Here is a 23,498-nt window from a genome sequence, read left to right as displayed (position 1 = left end):
TGGTTCAAAGTCTTGGTGTAAGTGTATTTACCAGTTAATCCTGTGCAAAATCTAACGAATAATGTGATGTTCGTCTTTGAGTGGTTGCTAATCTTTTGCTAATCTCGCAGTTAATCAGGATAGAAAGAAAACAACGAAATGGATGTCAATTTGAATGAAGCAGACTGAACAACATAAAGGTTAGGCAAATTAAATGAAAAAGACTCTAGTAGCATCGGCCTTGGCGGCAGTGATATTCGTACCAACAGCATCAGCAATTGAAATTTATAAAGATGATAAGAACGCAGTAGAAATTGGTGGTTATGTTGATGCTCGTATCATCAACACTCAAGGTGCTACAGAAGTGGTTAACGGCGCTTCACGTATTAATTTCGGTTTTACTCGCCAGATGAGTGATGGCTGGAAAGCCTATACTAAACTTGAGTGGGGCGTTAACCCATTCGGTGACAGTAAGATTGTTTACAACAGTAACAGTACGTTCGAATCTAAAAGCGGTGACTTCCTTAACAATCGTCTAGGTTATGTTGGTCTTGCTCACGATACTTACGGTTCAATCACTATCGGTAAGCAGTGGGGCGCGTGGTACGACGTAGTTTACAACACTAACTATGGTTTCGTATGGGACGGTAACGCTTCAGGTACTTACACTTATAACAAGGCTGATGGTGCGATAAACGGTACTGGTCGCGGTGACAAAACAGTTCAATACCGTAATGCGTTCGGTGATTTCAGCTTCGCAATTCAAGCTCAGCTAAAGCAAGATACATTCGAAATAGGTGAAGTGCCAAGTGCTTCTAACCCACTTTTCCCTGCAGCTGATTTCATGTCAGTTAAAGCTGCCGGTGTAAATGTTAATAGCTCAGTGACAACAGTTGAGTACAACTACACCTACGGTGGTGCGGCTACATACAATGTAACTGATATGCTAACTTTGACAGCTGGTTTCAACCTAGGTGAGTTTGAAGCAACAACGTCTGCAGGCAAGCGTCTAACAGAAACCGATTCTATCTATGGTGTTGGTGCAACATGGGGTAACTGGAATTCAGAAGGTGTTTACGCTGCATTTAACGTTAACAAGCAAGAGTTCCATGATACTGACAACCTAGGTCGTATGATGCCAGAAGCTAAGGGTCTTGAGTCTCTAGCATCTTACAAGTTCGAAAACGGTATCCGTACATTCGTTTCTTACAACATTTTAGATGCGGGTAGTGAATACGAAGCGGCTTACAACGGTGATGTATTTAAGCGTCAATTCGTTGTAGCGGGTGTTCACTATGTTTGGGATTCAAACACAGTACTTTATCTAGAAGGTCGTAAAGACTATAGCGACTTCACTGGTGTACATGCAGAAGCAATGGCAAAATCAGAAGATGACGGTATCGCAATCGGTATCCGTTACACACTTTAATTTGTCTAATTAATAGTGATAGAAAAGCGCCTTTTAAGGCGCTTTTTTTTGGCTTGGATATTTTGAGATTAAAAGTGGAGTATGAATATTGTTATGGCTGAAGTCGACCCTGAAGCTAATGAATGTAGCAAGCTAGGAATAAGCTTTTGATGCTAGCTTGATAGTTGTAATTTTTTAATAAATGAAGTCTCGACCGATATATAGAAAGTATCTATCGCCGGATAGTTTATAGCTGGTGGGAGTGCGTTGACACGAGTTTGCTGCAAATAATAAAAGCAATGATGTTTAATTTGTGAACGATTTGTGTACGTTTTATGTGTGACTGATGTTTTACAATGGCTATCAGATGTACCTCTGTAGCATGTTGTTTTGCGTAAAAAATATTCTCCTTAGTGGTGTTAGTAACGTGAACTTGAAAAAGTTTATGTCATTTTTTAATAATTAAAGCAAGTGTTTTAGCAAGTGCTTCTGTATGTTTTATCCTTTTCTTGAATGCTGCCAATCTTGTATACCTTATTTATTTTAGTTGGTTAGCTGTTTTGTTTGCTCCCGCTTAAAATGCCTGGGTGCTGCTACGCGATTAGCCCTATACGAATACGATTACATTAATGTCTAAAGCCTTTATCCCCCCCTTTTTTCTAAATAAGTGATATTTACTTTACCTTCATCTAAATATGTAGTTTGTATCATCGTGTTGTTTCAAGTGTTGTAAAATTGTTTCCAATGTGTTTTTATTTGTTTGCAAAATAAGTCTTATGTAAGTTTTTGTTAAAGAATGTTTGTTTTGCTAAAAATAATAAAAGAGAGTCCAGGGAGATTTACAATGTATAAGAATAATTTACTAACTAACTCAGTGCGCTTAGCGCTAGTTAGCGGTGCAATGACAGCAGCGTTTACCGCACCAGCAGTATTTGCGGCAGAAGAAGATAAAGTTGAACGTATTGAAGTGACTGGTTCGCGAATTAAGCGTGTAGATATGGAAGGGGCTAATCCCGTTCAGATTATTACACGCAAAGATCTTGTTGAGTCAGGTATATCTAACCTTGGTGATATTCTTCAAGAAATTCCAGCCGTAGCTGGTGCTGCAACAAACACTGCTGTGAACAACGGCGGCTCTGGTGCTGTTCGTGTATCTCTGCGAGGCTTAGGCAGTGCTAGAACATTGGTTCTAATTAATGGTCGTCGTATGGTTAATTCTGGGACCGGTGCTGATTCATCAGCAGATTTGAGTACTATTCCTGTAGCAATTATTAAGCGAGTAGAAGTCTTAAAAGATGGTGCATCAGCGGTATATGGCTCTGATGCTATTGCTGGTGTTGTAAACATTATTACTCGTAACGACTTTGAAGGTTTTGAAGTCAATGCATCTTACGATGGGTCGACTGCTGAGTGGGACGGAGAAACAAAGACAATCGATGTAACTATGGGTGTTACAAACGAGAACTCGAATGCTGTAATTAGCGCGTACTACACTCAACAGACTGAACAGATGTCTGGAGACCGAGATTGGTCAGCGTTTGAATACGACCTCAATCCAGAAACTGGAGAGCTAGATAAAGGTGGTTCTTCTGCACCACCGTGGGGTCGTTATAATGGTATTGACGGCAATATTGCTGGTCAAGAGTGTAGTTCATTTACTCATGGTGCGGGCAGTGGTCCAGGTCAGTCAGATCCTTCTGACTTTTCAAATCCAACGGGCTATGACTGCTGGGATTGGGACAAAGATACCTATAACTATGCACCAGCTAACTACCATCTAACTCCGCAAGAGCGCTATGGCGTATTTGCAGGTGGTGAATATCAATTTACAGATTCTCTGCGCTTTTTTACTGAGTTATCATTTAACCGTCGTACCTCAAAGACTAAGCTAGCACCGTTGCCTTTAGCGCCTTTAGCTTTCTTTGGTTGGACTGATGCTCCATATTCAGCTGATAACTACTATAACCAAGAGTTAGGCCCTAAAGATAAAGATGGTAACAGTGTAGATATTACTGATTGGCGTCGCCGTATGGTTGAAACTGGTGGACGTGATACTTCATTCCAAGTTGATACTGTCCGTGCTGTATTTGGCATGGCTGGTGAGTTTGGCGAAACTTGGGGTTATGAAGTTTCTTATGTATATGGTAATAACTCCTCCTCTTCAGCTAGAGCAGGTGGAGTAAACTTTGAAAAGGTTTCACAAGCAGTTGGGCCATCTTTTAAAGATGCAGAAGGCAATATTGTATGTGGAACTGTTGATAATCCAATTTCTGACTGTGTGTCTTTAAATACTTTCGGTGTCCCTGGAACAGATACTCAGGTATCTCAAGAGATGCTAGATTTTATCACATTTGAAGCTCATGACTTAGGTGAGAATGAGCAAACAGTATTAAGTGCTAGCGTATTTGGTGATGCATTTGAGCTTCCCGCTGGTTCTGTTGGAATGGTATTTGGTGCAGAGCATCGTGAAGAATCTGGTTCTGACTTACCTGATGCACTAATTGCGTTAGGAATTACAAGTGGTACTACTCGTCAAAAAACACAGGGCAGTTATGAGGTTGATGAATTATATACCGAAATGAACTTCCCGCTGCTTTCTGGTGTCGTTGGTGCTGAGAGCTTAGAGATTGACGGTGCACTGCGTTACTCTGACTACAATACATTTGGCGATACAACAAACTATAAGCTTGGTTTGCGCTGGATACCACTTGATGGATTGATGTTCCGTAGCACTGTATCTACAGCGTTCCGTGCACCTTCAACGAGTGAGTTATTCGCAGGGGCTTCAGATAATAGCCCAAGTGTCACCGATAAATGCGCAACAAACCCGACTCCTTTCTGTATTGCTGATGGCGTTCCTGCTGGTGGTTTTGAGCCAATTGGTGACCAACTATCTTCAACACGTGGTGGTAATGAAGATCTAACACCAGAAGAAGCGGACACGTTGACCGTAGGTATTGTGTATAGCCCTAGCTTTATTGAGGGTCTATCTTTAACCGTAGATTATTGGGATATCAAACTTGATAACGCGATTAGCACAATTGGTGAACAGTTAATCCTTGATAAGTGTGCGGACGAGGGCCTTTACTGTGACCAGATTACTCGTTATGGGGCTGACGCTGGTGCACTTTATGGTAACTCAAGTGATATTGATGATCGTAATGTAAACGTTGGCTCTATTACCTCTAAAGGTTATGACTTCAACGCAGTATATGCTATTGAAACTGGTATTGGTGATTTACGCTTCAACTTAGATTCTACATACTACGATACATATGATATCACTCAAGCAGATGGTTCGGTTGTTGTGAATGCTGGTTGGTTCCGTCGTTCAAGTGGTGATGGTAACTTCCCTGAGTGGAAAACCAACTTTAACATTAATCTTTCTCAAGATGATTGGGCTGCAAACTGGAAGATTCGTTACATTGGTGAGTCGCTAGAACCATTTGATGCGAACAACGATGGTGAGACAGATTTAGATGATTTAAGCGATTCTCGCACTATTGATAGCCAGACTATCCATGATGCCGGCTTCACTTATTTCTTTGAAAATGTTACTGCAACTGTCGGTGTAAACAATATCTTCGACCAAGACCCTCCATATGCAGCAACAGGGTTTAATGATAATACTGATCCGCGTACATACTCTACAACAGGTAGGCATCTATATTTAGGTGTTGGTGTGAAGTTCTAAGGCGAAATCTAATTTAGTTTTAAGGTTCGACTTAAAGACATGGCTTGTATAAGCCATGTCTTTTTATTTAAAGGACATAATTTATGTTTAAAATAACGTTGTTATTTTTAAGTGTTTTCTTGTTTGGCTGGCTTCACATAAATATGTAAACAGTAACGCTTACAGGGATGAAGAGTTAGTACGTTGCGAAAGCAGGAAGTCATCTAAAAAAGAGAACATGTATGACCCGTCAATAGTCTGATGAACTCAGAAAATGAAAACGATTTACGAGAAGCTTCGCGTACTGGACAGACACAAGCTAAGGCTAAATAATCGAGAACCTAATTGGTTCCCATGCCACCTTCCTCATCTTACTGACTTTTAATGGGTGTTGTTGAATAAGGTTGAAAGCATTCTACGGATCAAAGCCATTCGCTCTGCATTTTTTCTATCGTCTATACGGTCAAACTCATCGATATCGAGCCATCCTTCGCAATCTGATGCAATAGCAGAGTTAACCAAGAACATAATGTCGACAGGGTCGTGCTCATGATTAATGGAGGAGCGAGGAGCTTTGATGATGCTCAAGTGTTCAAACCGGGACATGGCAACGACCCATAAGAATAACATACCCGATCAGATCATGCCTTGCCGTTAAAGTTCCCTTCAGTTAACAAAGTATGAGACCCCGGCTCTGAAGGTGGATTTCTTACTTTTAGAGACTGGGTATTAATTCAGGATTGTTGTGAGGCACTGTTAGCTCCATAAATAGTGTTAATTTATTAGCTAACTAACAAATTACCGAGTCTTGAGACATTTTGAGTCAATTCCAAACTTATCAAAACAATACTATGTGTATCTCTGTTCTTAGCCTTTATGAGCGCTTTAAATGACATTTTGTGACTGATTACGCCTTAGGGATATACATTCACTCCAACCAAATTTTATACAATAACTTATATATTATGACTGCTAAGTTAAAAGCTGCCACTGAGCACAACAGCTAATAAAATGACTTCCAGTGCAATGTTTTTATCAGCTAGGGCTAACCAATAAGACGTGTTTAGCATTCATTAGCGGTAAATTAGCTACTGGTTTTACCTGTCTATGTTAATGAGGTGTTAAAATGCTGCTTGTGTGCATTGATTGGTTATTCCTCATAATTACAGTTGGTTGCGTGGGGGCGCCTCAAGCTTTATTCATCATAGTTTCAATTTTGTTTACATCATTTTTTGAAAAAAGTCCCTTTTGATTATTTTCCATCCTTTAAGCTCGTTTTCTGATAGTTTTTGCTGTTTCTCAATGTTGACACAGGTCAACATTTTGTGAAATGATGCCAGCGGGTCTACATCCTCGAAGATGTAGCAAAGGAAGATAATAATTAACAATCACAATAGAAAGACAGGCTTAGGCAATAGGGAACTAAAGCAAAATAAGCGCATGCACCCTGTTGTCGATAAGTTAAAGCTTTTTTAATCACTTCAAATTGGTTGGGAACTATGTCCAAGGTAAGCAATAAAACAAAAATCGCTACAGCGCTCATTGGCGCACTAGCCTTAGCAGGCAGCAACTTAGTGATTGCCGATCCTCTTTCTGATGTTCAGAAAGCTGACGCTAAAATTCACGCGGAAGCCGCAACATCTCAAAAGAAAGTCGATAAGTATTTTGACCAAGCTCAGGACATGTTGTTCGAGTATGGGTCAGTTGCTGATGAACGTGAATCACTAAAATCTTATAACGACTACGTAGCAGGTCTGGTTGCAGACCAAGAAGCTACCATGAAATCTATTCAAGGTGACATCAACGGTGTTGATGCATTACGTCAGGGCGTAGTGCCATTGATGTTTAAGATGGTTGACGCATTAGAGCAGTTTGTTGCTCTAGACCTTCCATTTAACACTGAAACACGTGTTGCACGTGTCGAAAACCTTAAAAACCTACTTAACAGTGCTGAAGTCACTCTCGCAGAAAAGTATCGTCTAATCCTAGATGCATACTCAATCGAGCGTGAATATGGTGGCTTCATTGCGGTTAAAACCGGTCAGTTAGAACTTGACGGTAAAGAAGTACTCGTAGACTTCTTTAACCTCGGTCGTGTAGCACTTTACGCTCAGAGCTTAGATGGTAAGTCAGCCTGGATGTATAACGATGAGACTAAAGGCTGGGATAAGCTAGATGATAGCTACCTGCGTGAACTCACTAAAGGTATCCGCATTGCACGTAAACAGGGTGCACCGGATCTATTCTCGTTACCAATTCCTGCTGCGGAGGCTGCACAATAATGAAGAAGTTTATCACTACAGCAATCGTTGCTGCGAGCCTGTCATTAACGGCCGGTATTGCTAGCGCTGCAGATGCACCGAAAACAATCGATCAACTACTTAATCAAGTAAAAGTCGATCGTGCCAATGCATCTAAGACAAACGTAAAGCGTGAGCAAGAGTTTAAAAATGAGCGTGGCGACAAAGCTGCATTGTTAAAGCGTGAGAAAAATGCTTTAGCGACAGAGCGTCAACGCGGTAAAGACTTAAACCAAGCGTTTTTGGATAACGAGCGCAAAATTGGTCAGTTAGAAGAAGACTTAAAAACAGCTCAAGGTGACTTGGGTGAAATGTTTGGTGTTGTTAAAGGTGATGCCGGTGACTTCGCGGGCAAGTTAGCGGGTTCAAATATTTCTGCACAGTATCCTGGACGTGATGTCTTTATCGCCGACCTAGGTGCGCGTAAGCAACTTCCAAAAATTGATGAGCTAGAGCGTTTCTGGGAAGAGCAGCTGTTCGAAATGGCTGAGTCTGGGAAAGTGGTTAAGTTTGAAGGCTCTGTAACCGGTATCGACGGTAGCGTGAACAACACGACGATTACTCGTGTTGGTCCATTCAATCTTTTAGCCAATGGTCAGTATGTTGTTTATAACGCTGAGCTTGGTCTAGTTCAGGAGCTTTCACAGCAACCAGGTAGTTACCAAACAAAGCCTATTGCTGTATTTGAAGAGACAACGGCTGGTTCATCTCAACTTTATATCGACCCGGTTAAAGGTGTGCTACTGAACATCTTTACCCAAAAAGCGACTATTGAAGATCGTATCGAAGCAGGTGGAACCATCGGTTACATCATTATGGCACTATTAGCTCTCGGTGCACTAATCTCAATCGAGCGCCTAATTACGCTAGGTGTTGTTGGCGCGAAAGTTAAGGCGCAACGTAAGCACCTAGATAATCCTGGTAACAACCCACTTGGCCGTGTACTTAAAGCATACCAAGACAACAAAGATGTTGACGTTGAAACACTAGAGCTAAAACTTGACGAAGCAATTCTGAAAGAAACACCTGCACTAGAATCGCGTATCTCTATCATCAAGGTTCTTGCCGCTATCGCACCTATGATGGGTCTACTTGGTACCGTAACCGGTATGATTGCAACCTTCCAAAGTATTCAGTTGTTCGGTACGGGCGACCCTAAGCTTATGGCGGGTGGTATCTCTATGGCGCTTATGACGACGGTTCAAGGTCTAGTTGCTGCTCTACCGTTAATGTTGATGCACGCTGTTGTAATTGCACGTAGCAAGTCAATCGTGCAGATCCTTGAAGAGCAAAGCGCGGGTATCGTTGCATCGCACGCTGAGAAGAGGAAAGCCTAATGTTATTCCTGATGGATATGTGGGATTCCGTCAGGGGCTTCATGGCCGCCGGGGGCGACGTCCTCTGGTTGGTAGCGGCAGTGTTGTTTGCTATGTGGGTATTGATGCTTGAGCGTTACTGGTATCTCAATTGGGTATCACCAAAAGCGCACAAAGCAATCATTACGGCATGGGAAGCGCGAGAGGATTCAACCTCTTGGTACGCACACCGCATCCGTGAAGCTTGGGTATCCCAAGCGAAGCAAGATTTAACTGCACGTATGCTGCTTATCAAAACCTTAGTTGCTATCTGTCCTATGATAGGTCTACTAGGTACCGTAACCGGTATGATTTCAGTGTTCGATGTGATGGCAGTTCATGGGACGAGTAATGCTCGTATGATGGCAGCTGGTATTTCAATGGCGACCATGCCGACAATGGCTGGAATGGTCGCAGCATTATCGGGAGTATTCTTTAGTACTCGTCTCGATGCGAAAATGAAAATCAGTTTAGCAAAGCTAAAAGACAGCATGCCTCACCACTAGAGAGAGATTGAACATGGCACGTAGAAAGCATTCAAGCGTAGACGAAGAAGCTGAGATTGATATGACCCCGATGCTCGACATCGTGTTCATCATGCTTATCTTCTTTATTGTAACAACATCGTTTGTAAAGCCATCAGGCCTTGACTATAACAAGCCTGAAGCATCACAAGCGACGAAGAAGCCTTCGGCGAACATCTTTATTGGTGTGAGCAAGACTGGCATCATCATGATGGAAAACCGTCAAGTTGATATCGAACGTGTAACTGCAAACGTAGAGCGTATGCTTGCAGAAGCACCAGAGGCTGCAGTATTAATTCAAGCAGACCAAGACGCTAAACATGGTTTAGTGGTTAAGGTACTTGATAACGTAAAAGCTGCGGGTATCGATAAGATATCTGTATCGGCGGGGAACGAATAATATGCTGAGAGGAATAGTATCACTGATAATTGGTGCTGCTGTGACTTTTGCTTTGTTTGTCTTCATGGCATTTTTGGTAGGTGGCGGTCCAACCCGCCACGATTCCTCGACAGAAACACCTGTCATTGAAATCACCATGAACAAAGATGATGCATCAGCGCAGAAAAAGCCAAGGGTTAAGCCTAAACCGCCTACACCTCCTGAGCAGCCGCCAAAGCCGGATACTACGCCACCAGATAGTTCATCTGACATTGATACTAATATGTCATTTAACATGGGTGGAGTTGATGCCGGTGGTGCAAACACTGGATTTAAACTAGGCAACATGATGACGCGCGACGGTGATGCTACACCTATCGTTCGAATCGAGCCTCAGTATCCAATTGCTGCTGCACGTGATGGTAAAGAAGGTTGGGTACAGCTTCGCTTTACGATTAACGAGTTAGGTGGTGTTGAAGACGTTAAAGTCATCAAGGCTGAACCTAAGCGTGTTTTTGATAAAGAAGCGCGTCGTGCACTTAAAAAGTGGAAGTACAAGCCAAAGATTGTTGATGGCAAAGCCCTTAAACAACCTGGTATGACGGTCCAACTTGACTTCACTCTAGATAAAGGAGGCAGATAATTATGCGTAAAGTTAATTCGATTGCTGCTGCTTTATTACTTTGTTTAGGTGGAAGTATCGCGGTTGCTCCTGTTGCTTATGCAGCAGAGAAGTGCCCGATTGAGAAGCGTAAATCGAAAGCTGTTGGCCAAAGCGCCTCTAAAAAAGTACAGAAGTCTTTTCAGGCATATACCGAAGGTAATGTTGATGAGGCTATTGCGATTCTTTTAGAAGCCAATGCAAAGAATGACTTCGATAAGGCCTATATCGCCCGTATGCTAGGTAACTTCTATGCGGAAAAAGGAGATATGGCTACGGCGATTAAGTACCTTAAATCTGCTGTAGATGCTGATATTCTGGGCGGCGTTGACCACGCGCAAACTCTAAGACTCTATGCTGATCTCCTGATTGGAGAGAAGCAGTTCAAAGAGTCTATCCCTATGTACTACAAGTGGATGGAGTTTACCTGTAAAGAAGATCCGCAAGTGTACCGTCGTATCGGTATTGCATATTCTGAGCAGAAGCAGTGGGATAAGGTGCTTGAGGTTGCTGACCAAGGTTTAGCCATCACGGAAAAGCCAGATAAAGGCCTATATCAGATGAAGCTAACTGCTTACTTCAATCAAAAGAAGTATAAGGAAGCGGTTAATGTTCTTGAAGTCATGGTGCCATTATTTCCGGACGACAAGCGCCTCTGGGTTCAGTTAGCTCAGTTCTATTTGATGACAGAGGACTATACAAAGTCACTAGCGACTTATGACTTGGCTTATATGAATGGATTTTTGGAAACGGCGGGTAATATTACTCGTTTGACCCAGCTGTTAGCACAAAATGGTTCGCCATACCGTGCAGCGCAGATCTATTCTAAGCATATGAAGTCAGGAATGATTAAGGAAGATGAAAAGACCTTAACTATCCTCGCTGGTTTTTACCATAATGCTAAGGAGCTGAAACAAGCTGCTAACACTTACGGTAAAGCGGCTGCAGTTAATAATGCTGGCAAGCTGTACCTGAGACAGGGTCGTATCCTAACCCTAGATGGTGAGCATAAGTCTGCAATCACTGCGCTGAAAAAGGCTTTGGATGCTGGAATTAATAATCCAGGTGAAGCTCAGTTCGAACTTGCTTTAGCTTATCTCAGCTTAAAGCAGTACAAGTCAGCATATAAATATGCCAAGCTTGCTGCTAATGATAAGAAGACTGCGCGTTCAGCTAAGAGCTATATCGCTTACATTAAAGAAAAAGCGCGCGTTCATAACGTGACCCTTTAACTTAATGAGTTGTTTAAAAGCCCCTTTTAAGGGGCTTTTTTATGTCTTAAATTTGGTGAGCAATTCTTTGTCGCTAGAGATGAATAAGCCTATGTTCAACGGGATGAGGCAATCGCATTAGCTCAGTATGATGCTCGACTGCTTCAAATAGCGTATCGAGATAAAGGTCTTTATTTGGACGGCAAACACAGCCTCCAAGTTCGTACTTGATTAAGCCGTGGTGTTGAGAGTGTAGCTGATGATTAAACTCGTTAATCGCATGCTCTAATCGGTCAATAACCACATGAGCTCCAGCATCATCAACCTCAAAAATGCCTAATGCAAAGGCTTGATTATCAAGCCTAGCGAGTAGATCGGTACTGCGCAGAAGGGCTTGTTGTACTTGCTTCATGAATAATTCTAACAATTGTGGTTGAGAAATAGTTTCATGAATGTGTGGGCATAGATACAATAAGGCGAGACTTTTGTGGTCACGTATATGGCGGTGCCATTCACGATTGAAGACTTCCATAAAATAGGTTTGGTTATAAACGCCTGTTTCAGGATCTCTAAAACCAGAATTACTGAATGAATAAATCATTAAAAGCTCCTTATGTGCTTCTGGTTTAAGTATAGAAAAGATAGAACATAGAACGATAAATAAAAGGAATAATAAAATGAGGAAGGCGGTACTGGCGTTGTCTATTGGCGCGATTTTAGGGTTAGCAGGCTGTGGTGAAAATGATAATAAGCAAATCCAGCAAGCAGAGAAAACTGCGCAACCTACAGCTGAACAATCCGCTCAAATGCAATCTGCAGAGCAAGTCTATCTGTTGTTAGTGGATAATTACTTTAAGGATTTATTGCAGCTGGAGCCTATTTACGCCACATTTGTTGGCGTTAATGACTACAACGATCAATTTGGCGATGGTTTATCTGATGCATACTTAAAGCAGCGTCACGATCTCAACACGCGCTATTTAAAAGAGGTCAAAAAAATAGATCGTAGTCAGCTATCAAACGAGTTAAAGCTCAGCTATGACATGTTTAACTATGATCGTAATGTCGCCTTAGCGGATGAGACATTCCCTAATCACTTTATGCCAATGAACCAGTTTTATAGCACTGTGATTAGCATGGTGCAACTTGGCAGTGGTGAAAGCGCCCAACCATTTAACACTGTTGAAGATTACCGTAACTGGGAGAAACGTCTACAAGGCTTTATTGAGTGGCTTAAGCTCGCACAAGTTCGTATGGATGAAGGTGTCCAGAGCAAAGTGGTACTGCCGCGTGTGCTTGTTGAACGTATTATTCCTCAGTTAAGTGCTCAGCTTGTCGATAACATTAGCGACAGCTTGTTCTATACCCCGATCACCTTGATGCCTGAGTCATTCTCAGATGCAGACAAACAAGCGCTGACTCAAGAGTATACGGCGTTAATTGGTGAGCAGCTGCTGCCAGAGCTGACATCGCTTCGCGATTACTTTCAAAATACTTACCTGAAGTCATCCCGTGCAACTGATGGTTGGTGGGGGCTACCAAACGGTAAAGTTTGGTACCAGCATCTTGCTAATTCGCACACTACAACGACCATGCCTGTCGATGAAATCCATAAAATTGGCCTAGATGAAGTTGCCCGTATTTTATCTGAAATGGACAAAGTTCGAGTTCAAGTTGGTTTTGAAGGCGACCTAAGTGACTTTTTCGCATCATTGTCATCAGAGCCACAGTACTTCTTTACAGACCGCCAAGGCTTAATTGATGGCTACATGGTTCTTAAAGATAAAATCAATCTAGAGTTACCTAAGTACTTCAATGTCATGCCAAAAGCCGATTATGTGGTTAAGCCTGTAGAAAGCTTTAGAGAGCAATCGGCAGCAGGTGCCTCATACGATGCTCCAGCGGTTGATGGCTCTCGTCCGGGGGTATTCTATATTAATACCTATAACCTTAAGGCACAGCCAAAGTGGGGCATGACGACGCTGTCTCTGCACGAGGCTGCGCCAGGTCATCACTTCCAAATCGCGATTAAGCAAGAGCTATCTGGTGTGCCTGAGTTCCAACGCTTTGGAAACTACACTGCATTTGAAGAGGGCTGGGCACTATACGCTGAGTACTTAGGCATTGAGATGGGCCTATTTAACGACCCATATCAATACTTTGGTAAGCTCTCAGATGAGATGCTGCGTGCTATGCGCTTAGTGGTCGATACGGGTCTTCATGCTAAAGGTTGGACTCGTGAGCAAGCGATTCAGTATATGAAAGACAATTCGCCAATGGCGGAATCTGACATTATCGCAGAAGTTGAGCGTTATATGGCGATTCCTGGCCAAGCATTGAGCTACAAAGTAGGCCAGTTAAAGATTTTGTCGCTGCGTGCACAAGCGGAAAAAGAGCTGGGCGAACAGTTTGATTTAAAAGCGTATCACGACCAAATCCTCACTTCAGGCTCGTTGCCGATGGAAGTGATGGAGTTAAAAGTGAACGATTGGATAGCTGCGCAAAAGTAAGCGAGCTAATCAGTAAAAACCCAGTTGGGATGTACCGTATTTCCAAGTCGTTTGGCTATAAATAATGGTATATACTGGCTGGGTTTATTTTTGCCTAACAGGCAATGACATTTATATTTTTGGAGATTAACCATGGTACAAGCGACTGCAAGACACCTATTAGTAGATACCGAAGCTCAGTGTCAAGATCTTAAGCAACAGATCCTTGATGGTGCCGATTTTGGTGATGTAGCTAAAGCAAACTCTTCTTGCCCATCTTCAGCTCAAGGCGGCGATCTAGGTTCATTTGGTCCAGGCATGATGGTAAAAGAATTTGATGAAGTGGTTTTTAGCGCGCCATTGAACGAAGTTCAAGGTCCAGTTAAGACTCAGTTTGGTTACCATCTTCTTGAAGTAACAAGCAGAGGCTAATCGCCTTTAGCTTTGCTAAACAAGAGGGGAAACATGCTCGAACTGTATACCGATAGACTCAGGTTAAGAACGGTTACTCCAGGAGACTGGGATAACTTTCTATATACTCATTCAAGTGAACAACTAAATGAGTTTGTACGAAAGCCTCAGATTGAATCGGAGATACGACAAAAGTTCGAGCGTGTTTTAGAAAATCGAGAGTTTTGTGAAGGCGAGTGGTTACTCACTATTATCGAGGATGCCCATACACATGACTTTATTGGTTTCATTGGGCTGCATAATAGCGATGCCGAAATGGCGCAAATGCAAGTTGGTTATATGATGCACCCAAGCGCTCATGGGCAAGGTTATGCCAGTGAGAGCTTAAAGGCGATTGTCGATTGGGCATGCCTATCCTACGCGCCCCACAAGTTTATAGCCTATTGTGTAGAGCAAAATATTGCTTCAACTAAGGTGCTGGAAAAGTGTGGTTTTAAGCGCGAAGGTTTGTTGCGAGAGAACTGTAAAATCGGCGAGCAATGGTTTAACGATTGCGTTTATGGACTCTTAGCAACAGAAAGAGTTTAGCAACACTAGAAAGCATGTATAGGCATCTCAATTGGGTGCTATAATGCTGTCAGTTTTGATTATTTAAGGCGAAATACCGTGAGTTCAGATACTCCAACGTTGACATTAAAGTCAGGCGAAGTTTACATCGAGTTATACAAAGTGTTGAAAGTTCAAGGAATGTTGAGTGCTGGTGGCGAAGCTAAGCACGTGATTTCTGAAGGGCAAGTGACCGTTAATGGCGAAGTTGAAACCCGCAAGCGCAAAAAGGTGGTTGCTGGTGAAGTTGTTAGTTTTAACGGCGAAAGCGTTAAAGTTATCGCTGAGTAAGTGACAAGAGAGGATTAACATGCAATTTCCAGATGATGATAATGGCAAGATGCTTGAAGCCATGGCTGATGCAGGTATCGACTTATCGGTAGCACTTGATGTCGACTTCTTCTTAGTTTTTGATGATCAACGCGATGCTGAGTCAGCACTAGAAGAGCTAGGCAAATCAGATCTTGAAGGCGAAATTGAACTACTACTGAATGATGATTCAGGTAAGTGGGAATTAATCGTTTGCCTAAACATGGTGCCAGAATACGACGCTATTGTAGAGCAAGAGATAAGCCTACATGAATTTGCCCAAGAGTTTGGTGGTATCACCGACGGTTGGGGAGTGATGCAACATCAAGAAGGCGATGACGATTTTGCCGATGATGAACATGAGTGCGGTGACGGTTGTAAGCACTAAATTAACACTCAAAATCATTTTTAAAATAAGCCACTTATATAAGTGGCTTTTTTGTGCCTATAAGATGAGAATGTTGTTAGTTTATCTAAGAATAATTGCCACCGAAGGAGAAAAGAATGGCAAGAATGATAAGTTTTGGGACACCTGTTAACGATGCCGAACGTTGGGCATTCTCCTTGTTAGCTGATGAGCTCCCAGAAGATTATATCTTACTGACCAATGTTGAAATCCCGACTAAATCGGGCCAAGCCATGGAAGTCGATGCGCTGGTGATCGGCGAGTGGGGCGTATACGTTGTCGATGTGAAGGGCTATATTGGCCGTCTAGATGCGGGTTTGCATGCATGGTCGCTAGATGGCCGCGAAGTTGATAATAGCTTAGCAAAGGCTAATTATGTCGCACGTGTCTTGGCGGGCAACGTCAAGCACAAAATCCCTGTCGGAGTTTACGCTCCTTGGTGCCAAGGCATGGTGTTTGTGACTGGGCGTAAAGGTGAAGAGATCGAGCTTGAAAAACAGCAAGGCTCACTGAGTATTTATACGCCTAAGCAAATTGTTGAGGCATTAACCAAGGAGTGGGGGCTCACTGCACCAAGAAAGCATCAAGTCACCGATACCCAGAAAGAGTTGGTTTTGGAAACGATAGGTCAAGTTGCAATTGTTGAGAAACGCAATAATAAGATCCAAGACTTTACTAAACTTAAATGTTTGTTTATTCAAAGCGGGCTAGAAGTTTGGCAGGCAGAGTATAACCCTGGCGAATGGACTGCGCCTTGGTTGCTAAAGGTACTGATCCCAACACAGTTTACTGATAGCGAACAGTCTGAGACTCATGAAGCTCAACTTAGAAGTGAGTTTCAGAGGTTACAATCTTTATCTGGCTGCTGTGGTGTTCCCTATTGTGCACCCCTTATTCAAGATGGTGAGCAGTTAGTACTTCCTATCCGTATGCCCCGCGGTGTACCACTCAATGTGCTCCAGTCTGAGCAGATGACAACTTACCAACTGCTTGAAGTGTTACGCCGCAGTGTGACGGGGTTACAACAGATCCATCGCCGTGGCTTTACCGTGGGCGGCTGGACCAGTAATTGTATCTTTGTCTCTGACATGGGCGATGTCGAGTTTATTGATATTAAAGATAATGTTAGCAGCAGCGATGATATTAAAGCCTATGCTGAAGGCTTCTTGGCGATTGCAGAGCAAACCCAACAACCTCGAGTTTACCAATGGTATCGAGAGGCCGTCGCTGGAGGTACAACCGACTTGGATGCACTGCGTAGCGACCTGTCGGCGTTGATTGACCATGGTGTATGCGACACTGTGCCAGAGAAGATAGAGATAACCGCTGGAGCAATTGTTGACCACCACTTCAGATTAGAACAGTTTATTGCTGCCACTGAAACCAGCCAGTTCTGGCGTGCAACACATCTGCAGGGCCAATATCAATGCGGCATATCGATTTACAGTCGAGTCGAAGCCAATTGGCCGACGCTGAGTAATATTTACCGCAGCTTAGCCAAAATATACCACCCGCATATTGAAAAGGTACTGGCTTTTGGTCAGCTACCGCAAAGTGAAAACCTGTTTATTGCAAGGGCGTGGGAATATGGCGTCTCTATTGATGAGCTTGAGGAGATCCGCCTCGGTCAGCCTTTGATGTGGTTTACTCAGTTGCTGACGGGTCTGCAATACATGCACCAAATGGATATCTATCACGGCGCAATTTGTCCAAAAAATATCATCTGTAATCCGAATAAAGCGATATTGGTTAACTTTGGTATCGGGCTCGATATTGCCGCTAGCCATTATGCTTCTCAGTATGCAGATCCAACGCTATGGGAAGTTGAAGGCGAAGCTGAGAGGGATCTTTATGGCTTAGTCGCCAGCTTCATAGATGCGATGGCGCCCGAGAGCTTAAAAGGGGACTTATGCCAATCAGGTATTATTAATGCGTTGGAAGCGTTTGATAGAGAGTGGTTCGGTGAAGCACTTTATGACGTTTGCCATAAAGTGCTTAACTTTGACTTGAATGTTCATGCTGGTATGAACTATTTAGAGATGTTTGACTTAGCTGAAAATGACGTCATCTAATAGCAACCAGTATAAGGCTGATGGCCATCAGCGGCACCGAGATTAATGGTGCCGATAAGGGCTAAAAAGTTCGAGTAGCCAGTCGATAAAAGATTGCACTTTTAACGGCAGGTTACTCGATTTTGGCGTTAATAAATAGTAACGGTAGGGGCTGATGAAGTTTGCCTCGAAAGGGATCACCAACTTGCCTGTGCTAAGTTCATCTTCAATAAAAAAGCGTGGAATAAGCGCCACGCCCATACCGCTGGCCGCCGCTTGGCTCAGCATATAGAAATGCTCGACGCCGAATTTCTTATCCGTTGTTAACGTAACACCAACAGTCTGTGCCCACAGTTGCCATAAACCCGGTCTCGTGGTGTGCTGTAGCAATGTCATATTATTGATGTCGCCAAGAGTATTGAGGGCTGGCGCCAAATCGGGTGAGCAGACCAAACACAGATCCTCATCCATCAAGGTTAATACGTTGGCCGCTTTGGGCACCGTTGTGCTACTGCGGATGGCAATATCGTAGTTAACCTTGTTAAAATCGACCTCAAAATCACCGATTGACAGATCCACATAGAGGTGAGGATAGCGTGACTTAAACTCTTCCATTCTCGGGATCAGCCAACTGATAGTGAGGCTAGGCAGCACATTGATAGCCAGCGTTTGGGTTCTAAGAGGCTGAGTAATTAAGTCGCTGGTTGCATTATTAATGGTTTGAAGAGCCGCTTGTGCATTAACAAAATAACGCTCCCCCTCATCGGTCAATTTAAGGCTTCTGTGCTGCCTAATAAACAATGGCATACCCACAAAGTTTTCCAGTAATTTAACTTGCTTACTTATTGCGCCGTGAGTGACATATAGCTCTTTGCCTGCAAGCGTAAAACTCATTAATCGAGCTGAGGCTTCAAAGGCTCTAAGCGCATTTAATGGGGGGAGATGTGAATACATTAGGGGCGCCTTAATCGTGTTTAGTGTGAAAAAAACTCACTTAAGGCGAACAATAACTCCTTTGTGTTTTAACTGCAAACCACGTCTAATAGCGACACTTAAATTATCTGTTAACGAATCATGACTCTAGATCTTACTTTTGAGCTTATTGCACTGCTATTTTTTATTGCCATGTTGGCGGGTTTTATCGACGCGATTGCGGGTGGGGGTGGCCTGCTAACCATACCGGCATTAATGTGGGCAGGCCTTCCGCCAACAGTGGCGTTGGCGACCAATAAACTGCAAGCCTGTGGTGGTAGCTTCTTTGCCAGCTTTTATTTTGTACGTAAAGGTATGGTGAAGCTCGGTGATATGAAGCTCAGTATTGCCTGTGCATTTGTTGGTGCGTCGCTTGGCACGATTGCTGTACAGATGATCGATACCGCATTTTTAGAAGTGTTTTTGCCTTTCTTGATGTTAGCCATCGGAGGCTACTTTTTGTTTTCTAAAAAGATCAGCGAAGACGATAAGCTACAAGTGCTCACCCCTGGTGTATTTGCTTTTACAGCAGCCTTGGGGGTCGGTTTTTATGATGGATTTTTTGGCCCCGGAACCGGCAGTTTCTTTGCGTTAGCGTTCGTATCGCTCGCCGGTTACGGGCTGGCAAAAGCCACCGCTCATGCCAAAATTTTAAACTTCTCAACTAATATCGCATCGCTCATCTTTTTCGCCATTGGCGGCAAGGTATTCTGGATGCTGGGTGGTGTGATGCTTATCGGCCAAGCGATTGGTGCAACGCTTGGCTCTCGTCTAGTGCTTACCAAGGGCACCAAAATAATTAAGCCGTTAGTGGTGGTGATGTCGATTGTCATGAGCGTTAAGTTGTTATCGGCGCAGTACGATCTATTTGCGTGGCTATAAATACTATTTTTAAGGATGACCTTTTTGATGAGTGTGCTTAAACCTAGCGATATAAAGACAAATAACAATACGGGATATTGGGCACGTCTTTTTCTTCCGCTAGCGGTTTTTATTACCACACCTTTTCAGGTGTCGGCAGCACTTGAGGAACGTTCTGATTGGCAGCAATATTTTAATCACTACGATGCCAAGGGGACGATAGTGGTGCGCGATGAGCGCGGCCCTAAAGCCAAGCTCTGGGTTGTTGATAGTGAGCGTGCCCAGCAGAGGTTTTCACCTGCATCGACCTATAAAATTCCACACACGCTATTTGCTTTGGATGCCAAGCTGGTTAAAGATGAGTTTCAGACGTTCAAATGGGATGGGGTCAAAAGAAGTTTCACGCTGCACAATCAAGATCAGAACCTGCGCTCAGCCATGCGATACTCTGCAGTGTGGGTTTATGACGAATTTGCAAAACAACTTGGCGAACCAAAAGCCCAGCAATACTTGTCGCTAATTGATTACGGTAATGCCGACTCGAGCTTTGATAAAGTAATCGAAGACAGTGACAGTTACTGGATTGATGGCAAGTTGACTATCTCAGCCACAGAACAAGTGGAATTTCTACAGGCTTTATATCGAAACGAATTACCTTTTGATTTAGCTGACCAGTTATTAGTTAAAGATATTATGATTGTTGAAGCGGGTAAAGATTGGATTTTACGGGCGAAAACAGGCTGGCAAGGGCAATATGGCTGGTGGGTTGGTTGGGTAGAGTGGCCAGTAGGCCCAGTATTTTTTGCTTTAAATATCGATACACCAAATAGGATGAAAGATCTTTATAAACGAGAGACCATCACACGGGAGATCTTACAGTCTATTGAGGCGCTACCTGCTAAGTAATAACTAGCGGTCCTCAGTTAGTCGCTAGTCGCCAAAAGAGGTTTAATACTTCAGTTAAACAATCAATTCGCCAAGATACCCGATTTATGATTTCAGTTCCTTAGCCAAACTCCTTGTTTGCGATTAGAGGTGTATTTGAAATGATCAGAGAGTGCCTGTGAGGCACTCTCTGTGTAATATCTCTATTGTTCAATACGGCTATGATTCAATCTTAGTGTTAAACACACTCCAGCCCATTAATTGGCTAATATGTTTGATCATCAGCTGTCCTTTAACACTATTACCGGCCGGATCTAAAGGAGGTGAGAAGGTGGCAAGTGCGCCAACATTAGGGATGACAGCAACTAGACCGCCACCCACGCCACTCTTACCGGGTAATCCAACATCATAGGCCCAGTCGCCTGAGCGTTCATATAGGCCTTCCATCGTCATATCGGCAAGAATATGCGATACGTTTTTTGAGTGAATAACCGTTTGTTTGCTGCATGGATTAAAGCCACCATTGGCCAATGTTGCCCCCATCGTGGCCAGCTCGACACAGTTAATTAATGTTGAGCATTGACGTGTATATACATCACAGGCTTCAAGCGGATCGCTATACATGCATCCCGCCGCCTTTAGCAGTAAAGAGATGGCTTGATTGTGAGTATTGGTGGTTTGCTCCGATTGGTTTACTTCATCTGATAATTTCGTTGCACTGTTAGTAAAGCGTGACTGGCAGTCGAGGATTTTTTGCCAGCGCTGCTCCTTGTCATCTGCCTTGATTAAACTCACAGTTGCCATTGCGCCTGCATTGACTAGCGGTGTGAGTGGCTTGCCATTATGGATCTCTAATGCAAGAACAGAGTTGAAAGGTAATCCAGTTGGATCGGCGCCAATTTTACTGTGGACAGCTTCACTTCCCGACTCCTCTAATGCTAAGGCTAAGGTAATCACTTTTGAGATTGACTCAATTGCAAAGTGATAGTTGCTGTCACCAAAACTGGTGACTTCACCGTTAACTGATACAAAAGCGATTCCGGTTAACTCTGAAGGCACTTGTGCTAAGTACGGAATATAAGAGGCATTTTTTCCGCCATGCTTGCCTTTGTACTTATCGTATGCTTGTTGCATAACATCGGCTAATAAGACCATCATTTATCCTCGTCTTGACTTAGTTAGGTTGATGTAAAGTGTGAGTGACTTTATCCGATGGGTTAATCACACCCGGATGTTTATCCTCAATTTCCCAAGTGAAAGGGGCAAAGTCAGTGACTTCAGGATCGCGCCAGTGAGGCTTACGTGCTTTATAAATTAGCAGGGGTATAGAGACAAAGACAATAGTGAGGATCACCAAGATGGCGACAAAGGTTTCAGGGCTACCGACCGCGATTTGTGATGGTGGAATAAATGAAAATAGGAAAGCGGTTAATGAGCCAATAAAGCCTAGACCCGCAATCAACCACATACCGAGACTTCCACCAGGAATTTTATAAGGACGAGGACGATTAGGCTGGCTGTAGCGTAAGTATATGGCTGCAGCAAACATCATCAAGTACATAATGAGATACAGTACAATCGTTAGCTGACTCAAGATTTGGTAAGCAGCTTGCACAGAGGGAAGAACCACAAATACCGTTGAAATTAAGGTCACTAACAGTGCTTGTGCCATCATGATGTGCGTAGCCATACCGTGTTTATTGGTTTGCTGCCAAAAGCGAGGAAGGTAACCGCCTTTTGCTACTACAAGTAGCGCAGAAGATGGACCTGCAACCCAGCCTACAACACCGGCTAATACGCCAAGTGCCAAACATGCTGCCATCACTGGAGCTGCCCAGCCTATACCTGCCCAAACAAACATGTCGTGATAGGCCACTAATAAGCTTTGCGTTAGGTTAATCTCTGACTGAGGAATAACAAAAGCAATTGCCAGTGTACCAAGAACGAAAACGAGCACCGTACCTAATGCCGCAATACCGATGGCAATAGGGTAATTTCTAGGGGCATTATCGACCTCTTTCACATGGATGGCATTCATTTCCATACCGGCATAGAAGAGGAAAATACTGGCAGCAAGCACAACATTATTAAAGTTTGAAAAGTCAGGAATGACATCTTTCCAAGCTAACTCGATCTGTGGCGTATTACCTGCAAAAAGATATGAAAAACCTAATACGATAAGAATCACACCTGGAATAACGGTACCTATCAAACCACCCCATTTTGCGAGTTTTGCGAAGGCTTCAGTACCGCGTAGAGCTACAAATGTTGCCAGCCAATAAATGGCAAGCACAATGGCGAGAACAAAAAATTTATTTTCAGATAAGGATTGATCCCACGTTTGATTTGGCCCCATAAACGCAAGAGAGACTGAACCAAAAGTTAAGGCGGTTGGGAACCAAACCGTCACCTCAATCCAGAGCATAAAGATAGCAATTAGGGCTAGCTTAGGGCCAAATGCCTCACCCACCCAGCGAAATACGCCTCCTTTTTCTGACCAACCCGTCGCGAGTTCGGCAGCGACTAAAGAGACAGGAACTAAAAAAACAATGGCAGCAAAAATATAGTAAAATATAGAGCTCAAACCATACTCTGCTTCAGCTGGTAATCCACGCAAACTCACCACAGCAACAACATTAAGCATTGCTAAGGCAAATATGCTGATCCCTTTTTTTTCTGTTTGTTTCATACTTTTCTCTCAAAAATGTATTAATTCATTCTAAATTGATGACTGCATAGCGCTGCAAATAAGCGTTGCTTAGCTAAACAAGTGATTTAGGCTGTTGTTATGTAGTGTTTTTTTATTTATTTCATTCTCTGCAGCTTTATTAAATAAAAAAACCACTATATAAAAAGTAGCAGATGTATTGAAAATAACTTTTTGGCTCTACATCATTATATGAGTCCATGTAAAGTCCACTAAAAATCAAAGAGCTGCTATGTAGCTTGAGCGACTCTCTTCATTTTATGAGCTAACTGGTTTCAAAATTGAGTGCAAAACATTGATACAATTGTTAA

The 23,498-nt window shown here is 43.1% G+C and carries 21 protein-coding genes; 16 read left to right on the top strand and 5 right to left on the bottom strand.

The genetic code is table 11. From position 1 onward, the window contains the following. Nucleotides 1-193: 193 nt before the first annotated feature. Nucleotides 194-1,408 (top strand): porin, encoded by a 1,215-nt coding sequence (locus tag SHAL_RS14145; protein ID WP_012277809.1) that lies wholly within the window; start codon nucleotides 194-196, stop codon nucleotides 1,406-1,408. A gap of 823 nt (nucleotides 1,409-2,231) precedes the next feature. Continuing rightward, nucleotides 2,232-5,081, top strand: a complete 2,850-nt coding sequence (locus tag SHAL_RS14140) for a TonB-dependent receptor (protein ID WP_012277808.1) — start codon at nucleotides 2,232-2,234, stop codon at nucleotides 5,079-5,081. Nucleotides 5,082-5,441: 360 nt separating this feature from the next. Here the strand turns inward: SHAL_RS14140 and SHAL_RS14135 are convergent, their stop codons facing one another. Beyond that, complete coding sequence (locus SHAL_RS14135; protein ID WP_012277807.1) at nucleotides 5,442-5,666, bottom strand: hypothetical protein; 225 nt, start codon at nucleotides 5,664-5,666, stop codon at nucleotides 5,442-5,444. A gap of 893 nt (nucleotides 5,667-6,559) precedes the next feature. Here SHAL_RS14135 and SHAL_RS14130 point away from each other — a divergent pair. The 6 genes from SHAL_RS14130 to SHAL_RS14105 are packed head-to-tail and all read left to right on the top strand — an operon-like array spanning nucleotide 6,560 to nucleotide 11,511. Continuing rightward, nucleotides 6,560-7,342, top strand: coding sequence for a DUF3450 domain-containing protein (locus SHAL_RS14130; protein WP_012277806.1), 783 nt, complete (start codon nucleotides 6,560-6,562; stop codon nucleotides 7,340-7,342). Next, the gene (locus SHAL_RS14125; protein WP_012277805.1) at nucleotides 7,342-8,697 is read left to right on the top strand and encodes a MotA/TolQ/ExbB proton channel family protein; all 1,356 of its coding nucleotides are present in this window, start codon (nucleotides 7,342-7,344) and stop codon (nucleotides 8,695-8,697) included. The genes SHAL_RS14130 and SHAL_RS14125 overlap by 1 nt, the downstream gene beginning before the upstream one ends. Beyond that, nucleotides 8,697-9,221: a MotA/TolQ/ExbB proton channel family protein gene (locus tag SHAL_RS14120; protein ID WP_041416023.1), complete on the top strand. Its 525-nt coding sequence runs from the start codon at nucleotides 8,697-8,699 to the stop codon at nucleotides 9,219-9,221. Before SHAL_RS14125 ends, SHAL_RS14120 begins: the two co-directional genes overlap by 1 nt. A 13-nt stretch (nucleotides 9,222-9,234) precedes the next feature. Beyond that, nucleotides 9,235-9,639 (top strand): ExbD/TolR family protein, encoded by a 405-nt coding sequence (locus SHAL_RS14115; RefSeq protein ID WP_012277803.1) that lies wholly within the window; start codon nucleotides 9,235-9,237, stop codon nucleotides 9,637-9,639. A 1-nt stretch (nucleotide 9,640) separates the two neighbouring features. Next, entirely contained in the window at nucleotides 9,641-10,261 is a 621-nt protein-coding gene (locus SHAL_RS14110; RefSeq protein ID WP_012277802.1) for an energy transducer TonB, read from the top strand. Nucleotides 10,262-10,263: 2 nt separating this feature from the next. Continuing rightward, nucleotides 10,264-11,511 carry a tetratricopeptide repeat protein gene (locus SHAL_RS14105; protein ID WP_012277801.1) on the top strand — a complete coding sequence of 416 codons (1,248 nt, stop codon included), beginning with the start codon at nucleotides 10,264-10,266 and terminating at the stop codon, nucleotides 11,509-11,511. A gap of 73 nt (nucleotides 11,512-11,584) precedes the next feature. Here the strand turns inward: SHAL_RS14105 and SHAL_RS14100 are convergent, their stop codons facing one another. Then, complete coding sequence (locus SHAL_RS14100) at nucleotides 11,585-12,091, bottom strand: diguanylate cyclase domain-containing protein (protein ID WP_012277800.1); 507 nt, start codon at nucleotides 12,089-12,091, stop codon at nucleotides 11,585-11,587. A 76-nt stretch (nucleotides 12,092-12,167) separates the two neighbouring features. Between SHAL_RS14100 and SHAL_RS14095 the strand changes: the two genes are divergently transcribed. The 6 genes from SHAL_RS14095 (at nucleotide 12,168) to SHAL_RS14070 (ending at nucleotide 17,783) form a co-directional block, all read left to right on the top strand. Beyond that, a complete protein-coding gene (locus tag SHAL_RS14095; protein ID WP_012277799.1) occupies nucleotides 12,168-14,000 on the top strand; it encodes a DUF885 domain-containing protein in 1,833 nt (610 codons plus the stop codon). A gap of 132 nt (nucleotides 14,001-14,132) precedes the next feature. Then, nucleotides 14,133-14,411 (top strand): peptidylprolyl isomerase, encoded by a 279-nt coding sequence (locus SHAL_RS14090; RefSeq protein WP_012277798.1) that lies wholly within the window; start codon nucleotides 14,133-14,135, stop codon nucleotides 14,409-14,411. A gap of 33 nt (nucleotides 14,412-14,444) precedes the next feature. Further along, nucleotides 14,445-14,978 (top strand): GNAT family N-acetyltransferase, encoded by a 534-nt coding sequence (locus SHAL_RS14085; RefSeq protein WP_012277797.1) that lies wholly within the window; start codon nucleotides 14,445-14,447, stop codon nucleotides 14,976-14,978. Nucleotides 14,979-15,056: 78 nt separating this feature from the next. Next, entirely contained in the window at nucleotides 15,057-15,287 is a 231-nt protein-coding gene (locus SHAL_RS14080; protein WP_012277796.1) for an RNA-binding S4 domain-containing protein, read from the top strand. 19 nt (nucleotides 15,288-15,306) lie between these two features. Continuing rightward, nucleotides 15,307-15,693 carry a ribonuclease E inhibitor RraB gene (locus SHAL_RS14075; RefSeq protein WP_012277795.1) on the top strand — a complete coding sequence of 129 codons (387 nt, stop codon included), beginning with the start codon at nucleotides 15,307-15,309 and terminating at the stop codon, nucleotides 15,691-15,693. A 116-nt stretch (nucleotides 15,694-15,809) separates the two neighbouring features. Then, nucleotides 15,810-17,783: an NERD domain-containing protein kinase family protein gene (locus SHAL_RS14070; protein ID WP_012277794.1), complete on the top strand. Its 1,974-nt coding sequence runs from the start codon at nucleotides 15,810-15,812 to the stop codon at nucleotides 17,781-17,783. A gap of 42 nt (nucleotides 17,784-17,825) precedes the next feature. Here the strand turns inward: SHAL_RS14070 and SHAL_RS14065 are convergent, their stop codons facing one another. Continuing rightward, a complete protein-coding gene (locus SHAL_RS14065) occupies nucleotides 17,826-18,716 on the bottom strand; it encodes a LysR substrate-binding domain-containing protein (protein ID WP_012277793.1) in 891 nt (296 codons plus the stop codon). 120 nt (nucleotides 18,717-18,836) lie between these two features. Here SHAL_RS14065 and SHAL_RS14060 point away from each other — a divergent pair, with 120 nt between their 5' ends. Next, a complete protein-coding gene (locus tag SHAL_RS14060) occupies nucleotides 18,837-19,616 on the top strand; it encodes a TSUP family transporter (RefSeq protein ID WP_012277792.1) in 780 nt (259 codons plus the stop codon). Between the two features lie 27 nt (nucleotides 19,617-19,643). Further along, nucleotides 19,644-20,501: a class D beta-lactamase gene (gene blaOXA / locus SHAL_RS14055; RefSeq protein WP_012277791.1), complete on the top strand. Its 858-nt coding sequence runs from the start codon at nucleotides 19,644-19,646 to the stop codon at nucleotides 20,499-20,501. 198 nt (nucleotides 20,502-20,699) lie between these two features. Here blaOXA and glsA read toward each other — a convergent pair whose 3' ends face one another. Together glsA and gadC are read right to left on the bottom strand one after the other, a co-directional pair. Further along, on the bottom strand, nucleotides 20,700-21,638 hold the full coding sequence (glsA, locus tag SHAL_RS14050; protein ID WP_041416021.1) for a glutaminase A: 939 nt from the start codon (nucleotides 21,636-21,638) through the stop codon (nucleotides 20,700-20,702). Between the two features lie 16 nt (nucleotides 21,639-21,654). Then, nucleotides 21,655-23,169 (bottom strand): glutamine/gamma-aminobutyrate antiporter GadC, encoded by a 1,515-nt coding sequence (gene gadC / locus SHAL_RS14045; RefSeq protein ID WP_012277789.1) that lies wholly within the window; start codon nucleotides 23,167-23,169, stop codon nucleotides 21,655-21,657. Between the last annotated feature and the right edge of the window lie 329 nt (nucleotides 23,170-23,498).

This window comes from Shewanella halifaxensis HAW-EB4, assembly GCF_000019185.1.
In the GTDB taxonomy this organism is placed as follows: Bacteria; Pseudomonadota; Gammaproteobacteria; order Enterobacterales; family Shewanellaceae; genus Shewanella; species Shewanella halifaxensis.
This window is presented reverse-complemented; position numbering and strand designations above follow the sequence as displayed.

Coding starts and splice junctions, on each gene's coding strand:
- SHAL_RS14145 (WP_012277809.1), top strand. CDS start 194: ATGAAAAAGACTCTAGTAGCATCGGCCTTGGCGGCAGTGATATTCGTA.
- SHAL_RS14140 (WP_012277808.1), top strand. CDS start 2,232: ATGTATAAGAATAATTTACTAACTAACTCAGTGCGCTTAGCGCTAGTT.
- SHAL_RS14135 (WP_012277807.1), bottom strand. CDS start 5,666: ATGTCCCGGTTTGAACACTTGAGCATCATCAAAGCTCCTCGCTCCTCC.
- SHAL_RS14130 (WP_012277806.1), top strand. CDS start 6,560: ATGTCCAAGGTAAGCAATAAAACAAAAATCGCTACAGCGCTCATTGGC.
- SHAL_RS14125 (WP_012277805.1), top strand. CDS start 7,342: ATGAAGAAGTTTATCACTACAGCAATCGTTGCTGCGAGCCTGTCATTA.
- SHAL_RS14120 (WP_041416023.1), top strand. CDS start 8,697: ATGTTATTCCTGATGGATATGTGGGATTCCGTCAGGGGCTTCATGGCC.
- SHAL_RS14115 (WP_012277803.1), top strand. CDS start 9,235: ATGGCACGTAGAAAGCATTCAAGCGTAGACGAAGAAGCTGAGATTGAT.
- SHAL_RS14110 (WP_012277802.1), top strand. CDS start 9,641: ATGCTGAGAGGAATAGTATCACTGATAATTGGTGCTGCTGTGACTTTT.
- SHAL_RS14105 (WP_012277801.1), top strand. CDS start 10,264: ATGCGTAAAGTTAATTCGATTGCTGCTGCTTTATTACTTTGTTTAGGT.
- SHAL_RS14100 (WP_012277800.1), bottom strand. CDS start 12,091: ATGATTTATTCATTCAGTAATTCTGGTTTTAGAGATCCTGAAACAGGC.
- SHAL_RS14095 (WP_012277799.1), top strand. CDS start 12,168: ATGAGGAAGGCGGTACTGGCGTTGTCTATTGGCGCGATTTTAGGGTTA.
- SHAL_RS14090 (WP_012277798.1), top strand. CDS start 14,133: ATGGTACAAGCGACTGCAAGACACCTATTAGTAGATACCGAAGCTCAG.
- SHAL_RS14085 (WP_012277797.1), top strand. CDS start 14,445: ATGCTCGAACTGTATACCGATAGACTCAGGTTAAGAACGGTTACTCCA.
- SHAL_RS14075 (WP_012277795.1), top strand. CDS start 15,307: ATGCAATTTCCAGATGATGATAATGGCAAGATGCTTGAAGCCATGGCT.
- SHAL_RS14070 (WP_012277794.1), top strand. CDS start 15,810: ATGGCAAGAATGATAAGTTTTGGGACACCTGTTAACGATGCCGAACGT.
- SHAL_RS14065 (WP_012277793.1), bottom strand. CDS start 18,716: ATGTATTCACATCTCCCCCCATTAAATGCGCTTAGAGCCTTTGAAGCC.
- SHAL_RS14060 (WP_012277792.1), top strand. CDS start 18,837: ATGACTCTAGATCTTACTTTTGAGCTTATTGCACTGCTATTTTTTATT.
- blaOXA (WP_012277791.1), top strand. CDS start 19,644: ATGAGTGTGCTTAAACCTAGCGATATAAAGACAAATAACAATACGGGA.
- glsA (WP_041416021.1), bottom strand. CDS start 21,638: ATGATGGTCTTATTAGCCGATGTTATGCAACAAGCATACGATAAGTAC.
- gadC (WP_012277789.1), bottom strand. CDS start 23,169: ATGAAACAAACAGAAAAAAAAGGGATCAGCATATTTGCCTTAGCAATG.